At 66.8% G+C, this 15,448-nt stretch carries 16 protein-coding genes and 1 pseudogene; 11 read left to right on the top strand and 6 right to left on the bottom strand.

Annotated features, from left to right (window positions below):
• The 3 genes from AB0E24_RS46200 to AB0E24_RS41580 all read left to right on the top strand — a co-directional run.
• Window positions 1–107 (top strand): biotin/lipoyl attachment domain-containing protein (locus AB0E24_RS46200; protein WP_518524789.1); only part of this gene is annotated, 107 nt, incomplete at its 5' end.
• A 156-nt stretch (window positions 108–263) separates the two neighbouring features.
• On the top strand, window positions 264–956 hold the full coding sequence (locus AB0E24_RS41585; protein ID WP_359384917.1) for a FadR/GntR family transcriptional regulator: 693 nt from the start codon (window positions 264–266) through the stop codon (window positions 954–956).
• Entirely contained in the window at window positions 953–2,227 is a 1,275-nt protein-coding gene (locus tag AB0E24_RS41580) for a CynX/NimT family MFS transporter (protein WP_359384915.1), read from the top strand. Before AB0E24_RS41585 ends, AB0E24_RS41580 begins: the two co-directional genes overlap by 4 nt.
• 54 nt (window positions 2,228–2,281) lie before the next feature.
• Here AB0E24_RS41580 and AB0E24_RS41575 read toward each other — a convergent pair.
• From AB0E24_RS41575 to AB0E24_RS41560, 4 genes and pseudogenes are all read right to left on the bottom strand, one after another.
• A pseudogene (locus AB0E24_RS41575) lies at window positions 2,282–2,644 on the bottom strand (nucleoside monophosphate kinase); the annotation flags it as partial.
• Between the two features lie 202 nt (window positions 2,645–2,846).
• Window positions 2,847–3,368: an NUDIX domain-containing protein gene (locus AB0E24_RS41570; RefSeq protein WP_359384913.1), complete on the bottom strand. Its 522-nt coding sequence runs from the start codon at window positions 3,366–3,368 to the stop codon at window positions 2,847–2,849.
• Window positions 3,369–3,373: 5 nt separating this feature from the next.
• Window positions 3,374–4,939, bottom strand: a complete 1,566-nt coding sequence (locus AB0E24_RS41565; RefSeq protein WP_359384911.1) for an AMP-binding protein — start codon at window positions 4,937–4,939, stop codon at window positions 3,374–3,376.
• Window positions 4,936–5,790: an LLM class flavin-dependent oxidoreductase gene (locus tag AB0E24_RS41560; RefSeq protein WP_359384909.1), complete on the bottom strand. Its 855-nt coding sequence runs from the start codon at window positions 5,788–5,790 to the stop codon at window positions 4,936–4,938. The genes AB0E24_RS41565 and AB0E24_RS41560 overlap by 4 nt, the downstream gene beginning before the upstream one ends.
• A gap of 554 nt (window positions 5,791–6,344) precedes the next feature.
• Between AB0E24_RS41560 and AB0E24_RS41555 the strand changes: the two genes are divergently transcribed.
• From AB0E24_RS41555 to AB0E24_RS41545, 3 genes are all read left to right on the top strand, one after another.
• On the top strand, window positions 6,345–7,382 hold the full coding sequence (locus AB0E24_RS41555; protein ID WP_079256930.1) for an amidohydrolase family protein: 1,038 nt from the start codon (window positions 6,345–6,347) through the stop codon (window positions 7,380–7,382).
• 316 nt (window positions 7,383–7,698) lie between these two features.
• A complete protein-coding gene (locus AB0E24_RS41550) occupies window positions 7,699–8,199 on the top strand; it encodes a flavin reductase family protein (RefSeq protein WP_079256931.1) in 501 nt (166 codons plus the stop codon).
• 35 nt (window positions 8,200–8,234) lie between these two features.
• Window positions 8,235–8,600: a VOC family protein gene (locus AB0E24_RS41545; RefSeq protein ID WP_093703495.1), complete on the top strand. Its 366-nt coding sequence runs from the start codon at window positions 8,235–8,237 to the stop codon at window positions 8,598–8,600.
• A gap of 85 nt (window positions 8,601–8,685) precedes the next feature.
• On the opposite strand, the gene AB0E24_RS41540 is transcribed toward AB0E24_RS41545, so the two are convergent.
• Both AB0E24_RS41540 and AB0E24_RS41535 read right to left on the bottom strand, forming a co-directional pair.
• Window positions 8,686–9,234, bottom strand: a complete 549-nt coding sequence (locus AB0E24_RS41540) for a TetR/AcrR family transcriptional regulator (protein ID WP_197710443.1) — start codon at window positions 9,232–9,234, stop codon at window positions 8,686–8,688.
• 68 nt (window positions 9,235–9,302) lie between these two features.
• The gene (locus AB0E24_RS41535) at window positions 9,303–10,070 is read right to left on the bottom strand and encodes a creatininase family protein (protein WP_359384905.1); all 768 of its coding nucleotides are present in this window, start codon (window positions 10,068–10,070) and stop codon (window positions 9,303–9,305) included.
• Between the two features lie 143 nt (window positions 10,071–10,213).
• Between AB0E24_RS41535 and AB0E24_RS41530 the strand changes: the two genes are divergently transcribed.
• From AB0E24_RS41530 to AB0E24_RS41510, 5 genes are read left to right on the top strand one after another with little or no spacing between them, the layout of a single operon-like run.
• Complete coding sequence (locus tag AB0E24_RS41530) at window positions 10,214–11,383, top strand: LLM class flavin-dependent oxidoreductase (protein WP_359384903.1); 1,170 nt, start codon at window positions 10,214–10,216, stop codon at window positions 11,381–11,383.
• Entirely contained in the window at window positions 11,380–12,198 is an 819-nt protein-coding gene (locus AB0E24_RS41525; protein WP_079256935.1) for an enoyl-CoA hydratase/isomerase family protein, read from the top strand. The genes AB0E24_RS41530 and AB0E24_RS41525 overlap by 4 nt, the downstream gene beginning before the upstream one ends.
• 12 nt (window positions 12,199–12,210) lie before the next feature.
• The gene (locus AB0E24_RS41520) at window positions 12,211–12,990 is read left to right on the top strand and encodes an enoyl-CoA hydratase/isomerase family protein (RefSeq protein ID WP_174885969.1); all 780 of its coding nucleotides are present in this window, start codon (window positions 12,211–12,213) and stop codon (window positions 12,988–12,990) included.
• On the top strand, window positions 12,983–13,483 hold the full coding sequence (locus AB0E24_RS41515; protein ID WP_359384900.1) for a flavin reductase family protein: 501 nt from the start codon (window positions 12,983–12,985) through the stop codon (window positions 13,481–13,483). The genes AB0E24_RS41520 and AB0E24_RS41515 overlap by 8 nt, the downstream gene beginning before the upstream one ends.
• A gap of 46 nt (window positions 13,484–13,529) precedes the next feature.
• Window positions 13,530–15,359 (top strand): AMP-dependent synthetase/ligase, encoded by a 1,830-nt coding sequence (locus AB0E24_RS41510; protein ID WP_359384898.1) that lies wholly within the window; start codon window positions 13,530–13,532, stop codon window positions 15,357–15,359.
• Window positions 15,360–15,448: the final 89 nt, after the last annotated feature.

The raw sequence follows: 15,448 nt of genomic DNA, 5'->3' as shown, positions 1-15,448 counted from the left end.
TGGAACAGCCCCTCAACGCCCACCGCGCCGGCACCGTCAAGGGCCTGGCCGCCGAGGTCGGCACATCCATCACCTCGGGCGCGGTCATCTGCGAGCTCAAGGACTGACAGGAACGATCGCTGTGGCTCCATTCAGTTCCCCTTGACCGCCTCCACCAGACGCGGGTGACACGTCTGCCGCGCGGACCGTACGCAGCCCGGCCGAAGGCGGGTGGCGACCTACATCACGTACAGATGTCAGACATTCGGTGTTAGGGTCACCTTATGAAAGATCTTCGTGCGCCGCGCCGTGTCGCGAGCCTGTCGGCGCAACTGGTGGACACCCTTCGTGAGCAGATCACATCCGGCGCATGGCCTGTAGGGACGCGGATTCCGCCCGAACATGACCTGGTCGAGCAACTCGGAGTCGGACGTACGACGGTGCGCGAGGCGCTCGGCGCGCTGGTGCATCTCGGCCTGCTGGAGGCTCGGAAGGGTGACGGGACATACGTCCGGACATCGAGCGAAATGCACTCGGTACTGATGAGACGTGCCAACAGCTCAAGGCGGAGCGACGTGCTGGAACTGCGCGCAGTGCTGGAGGAGTACGCCTCGGGCTTGGCCGCGTTGCGGCGTACCGAAGACGACCTGAATCGCCTGCGGCACCTCCTCGACGAGGCCGAGGCGGCAGCGGATGCACCGGAGACGGCCGCCAGCGCGGAGGTCGATACCCGCTTCCACCAGGCCGTGGTGAGTGCCAGCGGGAACGCCCTGCTCACCGAGGTGTACGACGTCCTCAGCATCGCGGTCACCGAACAGATCGGCGGCATGGTCTGGCCCAGCGCCACGGCCGCGGAGCACAGCCTTCTGCACAGGCGTCTCGTCGAGGCGATCGCCGCCCAGGACGAGGTCGGCGCACGCTACTGCGCCACCGAGATCGTGAAGCTCACCGAGACCGGAACGGAACGACAGCAGTGACCACTTCGAGAAACTCCCGCGCCGGCCTCACCACGGCTACGAAGGCCGACCGGATCGCCACCCCGAAGACACCGGTTACTACACCCGCCCTTTCCGTCGGCCTCCTGATCGCGATCCTTTTGGTGGCGGCCAACCTGCGCGCGACCTTGACGGGTGTGGGCACACTGCTGCCGGCCATCGAGCACGACACCGGGTTGACCGCGTCGGAGGGTGGCGTGCTGAGCACCCTGCCGCTGTTTGTGTTTGCTGTGACATCGCCCTTTGTCGGGCGCACCTCGCACCGGTTCGGCACCACCCGCCTCCTCGTGGCCGCCCTCGCGGTGCTGGCAGCGGGCACCGTGATCCGGTCCCTGCCTTCGCTTGCCTGTCTGTTCGTCGGAACCGTGATCCTCTCGGTGGCGATCGCAGTTGGCAACGTCCTGCTGCCTACGGTGATTCGCACCCACGTGCCCGGCCCGCGGGTTCATACCGTCAGCGCTCTCTACGTCACCGCTATGGGAGTGGTCGCCGCTCTGTCGTCCGGCATCTCCGTCCCGCTTGCCGGGGTCCTACCCGGAACCTGGCATTCCGCCCTGGCCTGGGGAGTAGTCGTCACCGTCGCCGCTCTCGCCGTGTGGCTGCCTCGGCTACGCGGGTCCCGGCCCGACGGCGACGTACGGTCTCGTGGGACACACGCCCGAACCCCATGGCGATCCTGGCTGGCGTGGCAGGTGTCCTTCTTCATGGGCCTGCAATCCCTCGCCTTCTACACCGCCGTCGCCTGGCTGCCCAGCATCCTCAGTCAGCAGGGCATGAGCACCACGGCTGCCGGCTGGACGCTGTTCTACTACCAACTCGTCGCACTGGTCACGGGCATGTTGCTGCCTTTGATCACTCGAGGCCGCCACGACCAGCGCTTCGCCGCCGCCGCGGGCTCAGCGATCGTCGCCGCGGGCTTCGCGCTTCTGCTCCTCTTTCCGACGCTCGCACTCGCGGCGTGCACTCTTCTCGGGTTGGGCGCCGGGGTCTGTCTCGTGCTCGCCCTGAGCTTCCAGAGCCAGCGTGCCACTGGTCCCAGCGAGACCACAGCCCTGGCCGGGATGGCTCAGTCCATCGGCTATCTCGTCGCCGCGGCCGGACCCCTTCTTCTGGGCGTCCTCCACGACACCAGCGGCAGCTGGACTGGTGCTCTTCTGCTCCTCACCGCATTGAGCCTGGTCATGGCCGCCGCCGGTTATGGCGCTGGACGCGACCGCCACGTTCGCGTCCGGCCTGGCCGCGAGACAGGCTGAGGCCGTCCAGAACGCATCGGACACGCGGCGTTCGAGGGCTTCCAGCGCCCGCCGCGTGACCTCGTCCACATGTGCCGGCCGGCTGCGGCAGATGCGCCGGCCGGCGATGCGCTTGATGACCTCTCCCCCGGGGACTTCGAGGTCAAGAACCGCGTCCAGCTTGCTGCCCTCGGTCTTCAGCAGCTCGTCGAGCGCCTCGGCCTGCGAGACGTTGCGCGGGAAACCGTCGAGCAGGAAGCCGTTCTCGGCATCCCGCTGTTGCATGCGGTCCTTCGCCATCGCGATGGTGAGCTCGTCGGGGACGAGGTCGCCGGCGTCCATGGAGACCTTCGCGCGTTTCCCGAGCCCGGTCTGCCTGCTGATGTTGGCCCGGAACAGATCGCCCGTGGAGATGTGCGGGATGCCCCCTCCCGGCACCGCCGAAGGGCCCCTCCACGTAGCGCCGTGCGAGGGCGCCCCACAGAGGAGCGGTGGCGCCTATACCGACGTACCCGGTTGGCGTGGTCGATGATCGCGGTGGACAGCCACAGCACCCGCTGCCCGACCACCTTCAGCGCGGCGAGCTCCGTCGCCTGGGCAGGACCGCCGTTGCCACCGGCCGACCTCGGTTCCACGACCATCACAGACCACCTCGCGCGGCCCCATCACGCGCCGTGGCCGACGGCAGAGAGTCGACTGCTCGCAGGACATCCGTCAGCCATGCGACCTGCCCGTCGAACTGTGCCAGCTTCCAGGGCCGTACCCACCGGTATGCGTTGTGCTCCCAGTTGAGAGTGAGTCGGCGTTGACCGGTGCGGGCCAAAAAGGTGTGCACGGTCCAGTCCGGCCCGCCACGAGGGTCGGCCAGACGCAGCGTGGGGCCCGCGGTCAGCTGCTCCAGAGCGCGGGCGGGGAGCAGAGTCTCCTCCCAGATCTCCTGGATGGCTTGCCGCACCGGGTCGTTGTCAGCGTCCAGATATCCGGTGATGCAATGCCACAAGCCCGCGTCATGCTGGACAGATCCACTGCGTTTGAACAACCCGATGCGCCCTCGCCACATGAGGATGACGGCGACCACCTGCCGCGGGCCCCGAGACCTGGGCCGACCGGACGCGTTCAGGGAGTCCCTGACGACGACCTCGTGTGCCACCGGACCGTTCATGTCGTTCACCGGATGCGGCTCTCGCTCCCGGCCCATGCCTCGTCCCGCAACACAAACTTCTGGATCTTCCCGGTGGAGGTCTTCGGCAACTCGGTGAACGTGACCACCTTCGGCGCTTTGAACCGGGCCAGCCTGCCCCGCACATGCTCGATGATCTCCGCCTCGGTGGCGGTAGCGCCTTCCCGCAGGCTCACATAGGCGGCAGGGACCTCGCCCCAGCGCTCGTCCGGCACCGCGATCACCGCCGCCTCCAGCACCGCCGGATGATCCATGATCGCCTGCTCCACCTCGACCGACGCGATGTTCTCCCCACCCGAGACGATCACGTCCTTCGAGCGGTCACGCAGCTCCACATACCCGTCGGGGTGCAGGATGCCGATGTCCCCGGTCCGGAACCATCCGTCCGGCACCGCCGCCAGGGTGGCCTCCGGGTCGTCGAGGTAGCCGAGCATGAGGTTGTTGCCGCGCAACGCGATCTGCCCCGTGGTGACACCGTCCGCGGGGACGTCCGTACCGTCATCCGCGATCACCCGCGGCACGCACGAGATCATGTTCCCGACGCCCTGGCGCGCTTTGAGCCGCGCTTGTGCCGCGGCGTCGCGGTCGTTCCACTCCGGGCGCCAGTCGCACAGCATCGCCGGGCCGTAGGTCTCGGTCAGCCCGTACAGGTGCGTGACCTCGAACCCCAGCTCCGCCGTCCGCCGCAGGATCGCCGGCGACGGCGGCGCCCCACCGGTGGCGATCCGCACCGTGCGGTCCAGTGGCGCGGCCTCCTGGGCGTAAGCGATCATCGACAGCACCGTCGGCGCCCCGTTGAGGTGGGTGACGCCCTCCTCCCGGAGCAGCCGCCATATCTCCGCCGGATCCACCTTCGGCAGGCAGACGTGCGTCCCGGCCGCCGCGGTCACCGCCCACGGGAACGTCCATCCGTTGCAGTGGAACATCGGCAGCGTCCACAGGTGCACGCTCGACGGCGTCAGTCCGGTGTGCCCCACCATCGCCACGGCCTGGAGGAACGCGCCCCGGTGGTGGTACATCACACCCTTCGGGCGGCCCGTGGTCCCCGAGGTGTAGTTGATCGACAGCAGCGCCCGTTCGTCGGTCGGGGTCAGGTGCAGCGGCTCCGAAGCGGCCAGCAGATCCTCGTACTCCTGCCCCGCCCTGATCCGGTGCGGTGGGGCGTCCAGCCGGGCGAGGGCCTCGTCCACCAACACGTCGAACGACGGGTCGTGGATCAGCACGGACGCCTTGGAGTGCTCCAGGATGTAGGCGACCTCACCCACCGAGAGCCGGGTGTTCACCGCGACCAGCGGCACCCCCGCCCACACCACCCCGTAGTGCGCCTCCAGCGACACATGCGTGTTCGGTGCCAGCACCGCCACCGGACGCCCCCCGGCCAACGAGGCCAACCCGCCCGCCAACCGCTGACACCGATCACGCAGCTCCGCATAGGTCCACCGGGACCGCCCATCGACCACCGCGACCCGATCCCCGTGCGCCGCCGCGGCACGATCCAGATACGACGTCGGGGTCAACGGCTCGAAGGACAAGGAGTCCACGTCGTGGGTCATCGCGCGGTCTCCTTGGTGTGGTTGGCGTGGTATTGGCGGAGTGCTTCTTCGTGGGCGGGGCGTGCGGCGCGGATGTCGGCGAGGACGTCGTCGGCTGGGCGGACGATGTTGCGGGGGTTTTTGAAGTGGGGGATGACGTATTTGCCGAAGAGTTCGATGGAGCGGAGTAGTTGGTGGTGGGGGAGGCTGTCGACGCGTAGGACGAGTGCGTCGGCGCCCATGTCGGCGTATCGCTGGACGTGTTGGATGCAGTGGTCGGGGTCGCCGACGATGAAGCCTTGGGAGTGTTCGAACATGTACTCTTCGTCGTTGAAGTCGATGTCTTTGACGGCGCCCATGTAGGCGTAGTCCTGGGAGAGCTTGGAGAGTCGTTCGTAGGCGTCGGTGGAGAGCTTGGCCATCTCGAAGAGGGGTTTGGCTTCGGTGCGGGCCTGTGCGGTGGTTTCGGCGCAGTGCATTCCGCCTGCGATGGCGACCATCTTGCGTGGTGTGATCGGGTGCGGGTGGTGGGTGGCGGCGAGGGTCTTGTCGTAAAGCTCGACACGGCCGTTGGACAGGATGTCCTCGGTCGCCACACGCTCCGCGACGCGCAGCGCATGGTTCATCCACGTCGGCAGCAGCGTCACCAGGTGGATGAAGCGGATCCGGCTGGTGAGGGCCATGAGGTAGGGGTAGAGCACCTCCGGAGCGGAGACCGAGGCCGTGCCGAGGGCGACGTGCTGTTCGGAGCTGCCGAAGGCGTCGAAGCCGACGCGCTCTGCGAGCAGTACTTCCTCGATCAGTTCCCGGTAGCGGTGTTCGTGTGTGAGTCCGACCGGGGTGTCCCCCTCGGTCATGAGGATGAAGTCCATACCGTCCCTTCCACCGAATGTTATTCGGCGATAACGTAGGACGTAGCCCAGCCCAGGTCAAGGCCCTGATAGAGGGCGAAAACGTTATCTGTCGATAACGACGAGGCCGACGAGCGAGGGCGTGGCGAGAGCACGCCGATCCATACCCGGCGCCCTTGATCGTGACCCGCGGCGAGCGGCAGGAGCGCGGGCTTCCATCGTCTGGGCCGCGGCCGCGGAATCGGCCTTGTGGAGCAGCGATTGCCACCAAGCCGACGATCATGGACTTAAGGCCGGTCGCGGGGCGCGGCTATACGGACAGCCGCTGGAGCCATTCCGTCAGAAGCTGCCGTTCGGCCTGACTGAGGCCCTTCCGGCCGGGCAATGCCGCGCGCATGGCACGGGCGGCGCCGCCCGGCCCCGGTTCCTCCACAGCTGATTCCCGGGTGGTGACCGCGTCGCGACCCCCGCTCTCCAGCAGGCCGGCCACGGCGTCCGCTTCGCGTTGGCATCGATATTATCGGTGGTAACGTTTTATCAGTTCCACTGGAAACATCAGCACGAGGAGAACCGTCATGTCCGACCGTTTGCGGATCATCGGGGTGGAAGAGACCGTCGTCGTACCGGCCGTCTACGAGGCGTACCAGCGGGCCGGATCGCCGCAGATCTACTCGCGCGGCTTCGGGGACAGCCCGACCGCGAAGAACCTGCACGAGGTCGGCGAGCAGCGGCTGGCCCACATGGACGACCAGGGCATCGACGTCGCCGTGCTGTCCCTGTCGACTCCGGGCGTGCAGGACCTGCCCGAGGCCGACGCCGTGGCGGTGGCGCGCGAGGCCAATGACCAGCTTGCCGAGATCGTCGCTTCCCGGCCCGATCGCTTCCAGGCGTTCGCCGCGATTCCCACCCAGTCGCCGGCCGCGGCCGCGGCCGAGCTGGAGCGCGCGGTGGTCGAGCTGGGCTTTCCCGGGGCCATGCTGTACGGGCGTACCGGCGACAAGCTGGCCGACCACCCGGACAACGACGAGCTGTACGCGATGGCCGAGCGCCTCGCCGTGCCGCTGCACTTCCACCCGCAGACACCGGTCCAGCCCGTCATCGACGCGTACTACTCCAACCTCCCCGAGCCCATGGGCCCGGTGCTGGCCGGCGCCGGGCTCGGCTGGTACTACGACCTCGGCGTCCAGTACCTGCGCATGATCTTCTCCGGGGTCTTCGACCGGTTCCCCGACCTGCGGGTGATCGCCGGACACTGGGGAGAGGTCGTGATGTTCTACCTCGACCACACCGGCTACTTCGGTGAGGCAGGCGGTCTGCGGCAGCCCCTGGCGGACTACTTCAAGCAGAACTTCTGGGTTGCCGGCAGTGGCACCAACAGCCCCCGTTACCTGCGCTGGACCGCCGAGGTGATGGGCACCGACCGGATGCTGTACTCCACCGACTACCCCTTCACCTACGGCTTCCGCCCCGGCGGCTTCCCCTACGTCGACACCAGCAACGGTGAAGCCCGCTCCTTCCTGGAGAACTCACCCTTCACCGACGAGCAGAAGGCCGACATCGGCCACCGCAACTGGGAACGCCTCACCGCCCACGTCAAGCGCCCGACGGCCTGAAGCGCCACCCACAGCGGCTGGCCGGAACGCCACCACGCGCTCCGGCCACCTCCCTTAGTTATCGCACACTAACGGCTCTGCCCCCTCATCCAGGGACTTGACCGCGCCTAAGCCAAGCCATATGTTATTCGCCAATAACATTCGAGCGAAAGGGTCGGTATGGACGTCATCATCATGGCTGAGGGGAACACCCCGACCAGGCTCGCGCGTGAACGTACTGACAGGTGGTCCGACGAGAAGCAGCCCGGCGCCGCCCTCGCCAACGCGCGCATCGTCCACCACGGTCCTGTCGCCCGAGCTGTCCGCGAGGTGTGGAATGGCTGATCAGGTCCAAGGGCTGGACGCGGCTGCCTTCCGTTCGGCGTTGGCCCGCTTCCCTGCCGGCGTGACGATCGTGACGACCCGAAGTGCCGGGGGCACTCTGCATGGGTTCACCGCGAGTTCCTTCGCGGCGCTGTCGCTCGATCCACCACTTGTTCTCGTTTGCCTGGACCAAGGAGCGGACTGCTTCCCGGCCTTCATAGCGGCTGAGCAGTTCGTCGTGAACATCGCGACGCCCGCGCATGCGAAGTTGGCCATGAGGTTCGCCACGAAGGGCGAGGACAAGTTCGCGCACGGGAGCTTCGAGTCCGATGAGGGCGGTCATCCGATACTGCCCGAGGCCGCAGCGGTCATCCGCTGCGAGCTGGAGCAGGCCGTACCCGGCGGCGACCACGTAATTCTCATCGGTCGCGTGCACGACGTGCGCATAGGCAGCGGCAAGCCGGTGATGTGGTACCGCGGTGATTTCCTCCACCTCGGGCAGAGCGTTATATGAAGGACATCGAACCCGGCTCATCAGCTCTGGGTCCGGTGAGCGAATCCGTGGAGACCGACCCCGTGAAGATCGGGAACGTGCTGCACCCGGTGGCCGATATCGACGCCGCCGTGCGTTTCTACACCGAAACCCTCGGCCTGGCCACGAAGTTCGTCGACGGCGACCGCTACGCCGCCCTCGACGCCGGCAGCACCACGTTGGCCCTGACCGGCCCGGCCGAGGACGTCACCGGTGGGGTGCCCGCGGCGTCGTTCAAAGTCCCCGACGTGGCCTCAGCGCTCACCGCCCTCGTACAGGGCGGCGGATCCGTAGTCCGGGAGCCCGAGCAGGGCCCGCACGAGGTCCGGGCCGTGGCCCGGGACCCATGGGGCAACACCGTAGTGATCTACGGGCTGCGGTAGCGGTCACCGCACGCGCCGCGGTTGGACATCACAGCCTGGATCAGGTCGCCGGCTACGAGCCGCGCTCTTGAAGGCGGCTCCTCTTTCAGACCGCGTCCGCGGGAATGAGTAGCGCGTTGATCGCGGCGGTGCGGATGGTCGTCGCGACGATGTCGGGATCGAGGCCGCTGTTGAACTGGGGTACCGCGTTGATCATCGAGAAGACGGCGTGGGTGAGGATGCGGGTCTGCGCGTCTGACAGGTCGGGCCGCAGCCGGGAGACCAGTCCGCTCCACTCTTCGGCGTAGAGGCGCATCATGCGTCGCATGCGGTGGCGTTCGTCCTCGGGGACGTTGTGTTCGTTCTTCAGGAACACCAGCGTGGACGGAACGTTCTGGAGACTGCGTTTGACGTGGTAATCGATCATCTCCTCGAGTGCCTTGCGTGGATCCGTCACCTCGGCCGCCGTCTCGCGGGCATGAACCAGCAGTTCGTTCAGCGGATCCTCGAGCACGGCGATCAGCAACGCCTGCTTGCTCGGGAAGTGCCGGTAGAGCGCGGGGCCGGTCACACCGGCACGCGCGCCGATCATCTCAGTGGTGACCGCATCGAAGGCACGCTCGTTGAACAACTCTCCGGCGACCTTGATCAGCACCTGCCGACGGGTGGCACGGGGAGACGCGGTACGGGGTGTAGGTGAGCTCGACACGCGTGAAGTCTAGTCTAGGTGAGTGGCCGATAACGTGCCTTTGCGTGTTCCGCAAGCAGGTCCGCCACCGCGGTCAGACAGGCGAAGCCCAGCTCAGACGACATGCCGCGCGGATCACCGAGCACCCCGCCAGGTGAGACTGCCTTGACACCGTCAGTGAATACACGGGCCAGCAACGCGTCATCCATGGACCCGGTGAAACCTGCGGCGGCGCGATCGTTCCTCACGGCGTCCGGCCGCACGGCCAGCATGATCGAACTTTCGGCGATGTCGGCATGGCCTCCGACGTGGTCGGCGAGGCCGGCGACGCGTTGAGCGGCATCGCGCCACGCACGGAGGACCGCTGCCGAGTCCGCGAACGCGATGACGTCCAGGTCGGAGGGAAGCCGCGCGGCGAGCTTCGGCTCGATGTCGCTGAGCACCGGGTAGTTGCCGATATGCGCCGAGAAGATCAGCACCCGGCGGAAGCCGTGCGCGGCAAGGCTCGCGCAGCAGTCGGCGCAGATCGCCTCGAGCGTCTCGGCCCGCAGCGAGAGCGTTCCGGCGAAGCCGAGGTGGTGCGACGAGCAGCCGATCCGCACCGTCGGTAGCACAAGCGCGTCGCCAAGCCGCTCGGCGACAAGAACACCCAGCCGATCGGCGTGATCACTGTCGACCGACATCGGCAGGTGCGCACCGTGCTGCTCCGTGGCGCCCAACGGCAGGACCGCCGTACGCATACCACTCGCGATGGCGCTCGCGATGTCAGGCGAGGTCAAACGCTCAATCCGCAACTCGCTCATGTGTGGTCACTCCTCCTAGAGGCCCGCAGTCCAGACCCGCACACGTTAATCGTAACTAACACCTATCACCCCCAACGGGGGCTTGACCTGGGCTGGGCTACGTCCTACGTTATCGCCGAATAACATTCGGTGGAAGGGACGGTATGGACTTCATCCTCATGACCGAGGGAGACACCCCGGTCGGACTCACACACGAACACCGCTACCGGGAACTGATCGAGGAAGTACTGCTCGCAGAGCGCGTCGGCTTCGACGCCTTCGGCAGCTCCGAACAGCACGTCGCCCTCGGCACGGCCTCGGTCTCCGCTCCGGAGGTGCTCTACCCCTACCTCATGGCCCTCACCAGCCGGATCCGCTTCATCCACCTGGTGACACTGCTGCCGACACGGATGAACCATGCGCTGCGCGTCGCGGAGCGTGTGGCGACCGAGGACATCCTGTCCAACGGCCGTGTCGAGCTTGGTACCGGGCGCGGCAACACCACGCTCGCCCTGCGCGCGTTCGAGGTCGACCCTTCCGAGAACAAGGCTCAGTGGCGTGAGGGCATCGAGCTGATCCGGAGCGCGTTCCTCGACGACGTGTTCTCGTACGTGGGCGAGCACTACAAGATCCCGCCGCGCAGCCTCGTCCCCAAGCCCCTACAGGGCCCCTACCCACCCATCTCAGCCGCCGCCGGCAGCCCCAGCTCCGTCGAAACCGCCGCCTCCATGGGCATCGGCGCCATCATGGGCGGCCTCTACCTCGGCTTCGACCTCGTCGAAAACATGCTCAAGCTCTACGACAAGACCCTCGCCGCCACCAACCACCCCTACCCGATCACACCACGCAAGATGGTCGCGGTCGCCGGTGGTATGCACTGCGCCGAGACCACTGCCCAGGCCCGCCTCGAGGCGAAGCCCCTGTTCGAGATGGCCAAGCTGTCCACCGACGCATATGAGCGCCTGTCGAAGCTGTCGAAGGACTACGCCTACATGGGCGCTGTCAAGGACATCGACTTCAACGACGAAGAGTACATGTTCGAACGCTCCCAGGGCTTCATGGTCGGCGACCCCGAGCACTGCATCGAACACGTCCAGCGATACGCGGACATGGGCGTCGAAGCACTCGTCCTGCGTGTCGACAGCCTGCCCCACGACCAGCTGATGCGCTCGATCGAACTCTTCGGCAAGTACGTCATCCCCCGCTTCAAGCACCCCCGCAACGTCGTGCGCTCGGCCGACGACGTCCTCGCCGACATCCGCGCCGCACGCCCCGCCCACGAAGAAGCACTCCGCCAATACCACGCCAACCACACCAAGGAGACCGCGCGATGAGTGACCTCTACAAGCACGGCACTGGCGACGTCCTAGTCGAACGCCGCGACGACGGTGTCCTCCTCATCACGATCAATCGACCCGAGCGGTACAACGCGCTCACCCTGCCGATGTTCGAGGAGATGAACCAGATCTGGGCCGACGTCGAGCGCGACGAACAGACCCGTGTCGTCGTCATCACCGGGGCCGGCAAAGCCTTCTGTACCGGGATGGACGTCGCTCAGCCCGACCCCACGCCCGAGGACGCGCTCGCGATGCTGGAGACCGAACGCAAGCGGGTCGCGACGATGTTGCGCATCGAGAAGCCCATCATCTCCGCGATCAACGGCCCCGCGGTCGGCTACGGGCTGTCGACCGCGCTTCTCGCCGACATCAGCATCGCCGCGGACGACGCGGTGCTGATAGAAGGCCACACCAAGGTCGGTGTGACCGCCGGCGACCACGCCGCACTCATCTGGCCGTTGCTTGTCGGCATGGCCAAGACCAAGTACTACGTGCTCACCTCCGAGAAGCTGACGGGCGCCGAGGCCGAGCGGATCGGGCTCGTGAGCCTGTCCGTCCCCCGCGAGCAGGTGCTGCCCCGCGCCCTCGAGGTCGCGTCCCAGCTGGCCCGCGGTTCCCAGCAGGCGCTCCGTTTCACCAAGCGCGCGCTCAACGCCTGGCTCACCAACGCGATGCCTCAGCACGAGCTGTCCTCGGCACTCGAGATCCTCGACTTCGCCGGTGCCGACTACGCCGAAGCACGCCAGGCATTCCGGGAGAAGCGCCCCGTGGACTTCCCCTCCGCTCGCACCGTTGGCGGACCGGCGAACTGAGGGAAGGCGAGCATGAGCATTGCCTCGCACAACACAGCGCCCAGCGCTGTGCACGCGTCCGACGAAGTGGACGGCGTGGTTGTACTCACTCTGAACCACCCGCCGGCGAACGCGCTCAGCAACGCGCTCGTCAGCGAGCTGACAACGACGCTGGAAACCCTCGCCGACGGCCCCGGCACCCCCGCGGTGGTCCTGACGGGAGCTGGTGAGCGCTTCTTCTGCGCGGGTGGCGACATCAAGGAAGCCATCGACTTCGGCGCCGATTCGATGGTCGAGCGGATGGCGTCGTTTCACGCGCTGCTCTGCGCTCTGGAGGACTTTGCCCGGCCGCTGGTGTGTGCGGTCAACGGCTGGTGCGTCGGTGGTGGCATCGAAATGGCACTGTTCGCCGACATGGTGTACGCGTCGACCGAGGCGCGTTTCGTCTTCCCCGAGATCAACCACGGGATGCTGCCGGCCGTGAAGGGAATCACTCGAGTACGTGAGGTCCTGGGTGACCGCGCGGCCCGGCGCCTCCTGCTGGGCGGAGAGCCCTTCGACGCTTTCGATGCGAAGACGGTGGGCATCGTCGACCAGGTGGTCGAGCGGGACGACCTGCTCACGATCGCGATGGCGGACGCGCGGGCGGCAGCGGCGAAACCACCTGCCGTGTTCGCGGCGCTGAAACGGGCCCTTCACTCAGGGACGTCCAGTTGGCCGGTCGAAGAGCAGCTCCGGGTCACGGTTGCCGACGCGCGCACGGTCTTCAACGACCCTGCCGCCCGAGCTGCCCGCGAGGGATTCCATGGTTGATCAATTTCAAAGGCTGGATTCGGCCGCCTTCCGCTCGGCGCTGGCCCGCTTCCCTTCAGGCGTGACGATCGTGACGACGCGAAGCGCGTCAGGCACGCTGCACGGGTTCACCGCGAGTTCCTTTGCGGCGCTGTCGCTCGATCCGCCGCTCGTCCTGGTGTGCCTGGACCGAGGAGCGGACTGCGCTCCCGTCTTCATGGCGGCCGAGCGGTTCATCGTCAACATCGTGACACCCGCACACGCCGAGTTGGCGATCAAGTTCGCGACAAAGGGTGAGAACAAGTTCGCGTACGGAGCCTTCGCATTCGATGAGACGGGCCATCCGCTGCTGCCCGATGCGGCGGCGGTCATCCGTTGTGAACTGGAGCAAGCCGTACCCGGCGGAGATCACGTGATCCTCATCGGCCGTGTACACGAAGCGCGGACGGGCAGCGGCGAGCCGGTGACGTGGTACCGAGGTGACTTCCTGCACCTCGGGGAGAGTGCCGCATGAATCTCATCGGGCCCGGACTTGTCGGCTCTGGAAGAGAGGCCGTGTCATGGATCTGACCAATTTCGAGCCAACCCGGACGCTACCGGGGCTGCTGCTCGACCGCGCGAACAGGGAACCCGACGCCGTCGCGCTGCGTCACTGGCGTGACGGGGCTATGCAGGCGATCACGTGGCGGACATACCGGGATCGTGTGCAAGATCTCGCGCTCGGCCTTGTCGCACAAGGTGTGCGGCACGGCGATCGCGTCGCGGTGATGAGCGGCGCACGCCCGGAGTGGGTGTTCGCCGCGCTGGCCGTGCAGAGCGTCGGCGGTGTCGTGATCGGCGTCTATCCGACCAACTCACCTGCCGAGATCGAGCAGCTCCTCGTACACAGCGAGGCCGTCGCCTTCATCGGCGAGACGACGACGGAGCTCACCAAGGTGGCGGAGGTCGCCGCACACACACCGAAGCTGCGGCTCGTGGTCGGAATCGACGCCACTCCGCCGGAGCTGCCCGAGGTGATCAAAAGGACAACGTGGGAAGCGCTGTGCGAAGAAGGAACACAGTACGCCGACGACAGCGCCGATCCGCTGTCCGAGCTGGTCGCCGGCGGATCCCTCGACGATGCCGCCGTGCTGTTCTACACGTCGGGATCCACGGGAGTTCCGAAAGGCGTCACACACTCGCACCGCACGCTTCAGCACTCGGTTCAGACCTTCGTCGGCCTCTACCCGCAGATCCTCCGCCACGAGCACGATGTCGTGAGCTTCCTGCCGTTGGCCCACGTGGCGCCGGCGTTGGTGTCGGTGTTCGCGCCGCTGCTCGCACGGCTGGTGGTCACGTACTGCCGCATGGGTGACTACGAAGATGTGTTGCGCTCGGTGCGGCCGACGGCAGTGCTCTGGCCACCGCGGTTCTACGAGAAGATCGCCGGCGAACTGATCGCACAGACGGAGGGCTGGCCGCGACTTCGTCGCTACGCCTATGACGCCGCCATGTGGGCCGGCCGCAGGGTAGCCGAACGCCGCTGGTCCCATCGCCGACCCTCGGTGCCGCTGCGGATCGCGTACGCCGCCGCACTTCGTTGGGTGTTCTTGCCACTGCGGGCAACCGTCGGAATGGATCGCATCCGGGTTGCCTACACCGCGTCTGCCGCGATGCCCGAGAGCGTCATCGCGATTTGGCAGATCTGGGGGCTCGATCTTCGCGAAAACTACGGTCTCACCGAGACCGCCGGGTGTCCCATCGCTCATTTCGACCAGCCGTTCCCTCGTCCGGGCTTCATCGGCAAGGAATTCCCTGACCCACGGTTCCAGGTGAAAGTCGCGGACGATGGCGAAATGCTGCTCCGCGCGCCGCTGCTCTTCGACGGATACTGGTGCAACCCGGCGGAGACCGAGGCTGTCTTCGAGGATGGTTGGTTCCGTACCGGTGACCTGATGGAGCGCACACCCCACGGCGACATCCGGCTCATCGGCCGCAAGAAGGACGTGATCATCACCCGAGGCGGCAAAACGATCAATCCTCAGCCCATCGAAACCCGGTTGAAGGAGAGCTCGCTGATCAACGAAGCGATCGTCGTCGGCGACGCCCGCAAGTACCTCACTGTCCTGCTCGAGCCGAGCACAACCGCGGACGCCCGGTCGGCGGAGTCGCTGGCCGAGCGCCTGCGAGCGGAGGTCGCACGGGTCAACGCGGACCTCGCGCGCGTAGAGCAGTTGAAGGACTTTCGCGTTCTGCCACGGTCCCTGGAAATCGAGCGAGGCGAGCGGACCGCGAACGGCAAGATCAAGCGCAATGCCGTCGTGAGATCGTTCGCAGCGCTGATCGACGACATGTACGGCGCGAACGAGGACGCGGCGATCGCGAACCACCTGCGCTCAAGGCCGAAGTAGGCGGTTGATCGCATGAAGATCGCGTGAGCTGAGGTCGGTCCGCAGACGTGGGAGGAGGGCGTTCAAGGCTGATGTGTGAACGAAGAACT

The sequence above is a fragment of the Streptomyces malaysiensis subsp. malaysiensis genome, from assembly GCF_040653035.1.
GTDB classification, from domain to species: Bacteria; Actinomycetota; Actinomycetes; order Streptomycetales; family Streptomycetaceae; genus Streptomyces; species Streptomyces malaysiensis.
The sequence above is the reverse complement of the archived record's forward strand: the minus strand, read 5'-3'. Positions and strand labels throughout refer to the sequence as shown.

Bases quoted from the DNA above. Each gene is read 5' to 3' on its own strand.
- AB0E24_RS41585 (WP_359384917.1), top strand. From the start codon at position 264: ATGAAAGATCTTCGTGCGCCGCGCCGTGTCGCGAGCCTGTCGGCGCAA.
- AB0E24_RS41570 (WP_359384913.1), bottom strand. From the start codon at position 3,368: ATGAACGGTCCGGTGGCACACGAGGTCGTCGTCAGGGACTCCCTGAAC.
- AB0E24_RS41565 (WP_359384911.1), bottom strand. From the start codon at position 4,939: ATGACCCACGACGTGGACTCCTTGTCCTTCGAGCCGTTGACCCCGACG.
- AB0E24_RS41560 (WP_359384909.1), bottom strand. From the start codon at position 5,790: ATGGACTTCATCCTCATGACCGAGGGGGACACCCCGGTCGGACTCACA.
- AB0E24_RS41555 (WP_079256930.1), top strand. From the start codon at position 6,345: ATGTCCGACCGTTTGCGGATCATCGGGGTGGAAGAGACCGTCGTCGTA.
- AB0E24_RS41550 (WP_079256931.1), top strand. From the start codon at position 7,699: ATGGCTGATCAGGTCCAAGGGCTGGACGCGGCTGCCTTCCGTTCGGCG.
- AB0E24_RS41535 (WP_359384905.1), bottom strand. From the start codon at position 10,070: ATGAGCGAGTTGCGGATTGAGCGTTTGACCTCGCCTGACATCGCGAGC.
- AB0E24_RS41530 (WP_359384903.1), top strand. From the start codon at position 10,214: ATGGACTTCATCCTCATGACCGAGGGAGACACCCCGGTCGGACTCACA.
- AB0E24_RS41525 (WP_079256935.1), top strand. From the start codon at position 11,380: ATGAGTGACCTCTACAAGCACGGCACTGGCGACGTCCTAGTCGAACGC.
- AB0E24_RS41520 (WP_174885969.1), top strand. From the start codon at position 12,211: ATGAGCATTGCCTCGCACAACACAGCGCCCAGCGCTGTGCACGCGTCC.
- AB0E24_RS41515 (WP_359384900.1), top strand. From the start codon at position 12,983: ATGGTTGATCAATTTCAAAGGCTGGATTCGGCCGCCTTCCGCTCGGCG.
- AB0E24_RS41510 (WP_359384898.1), top strand. From the start codon at position 13,530: ATGGATCTGACCAATTTCGAGCCAACCCGGACGCTACCGGGGCTGCTG.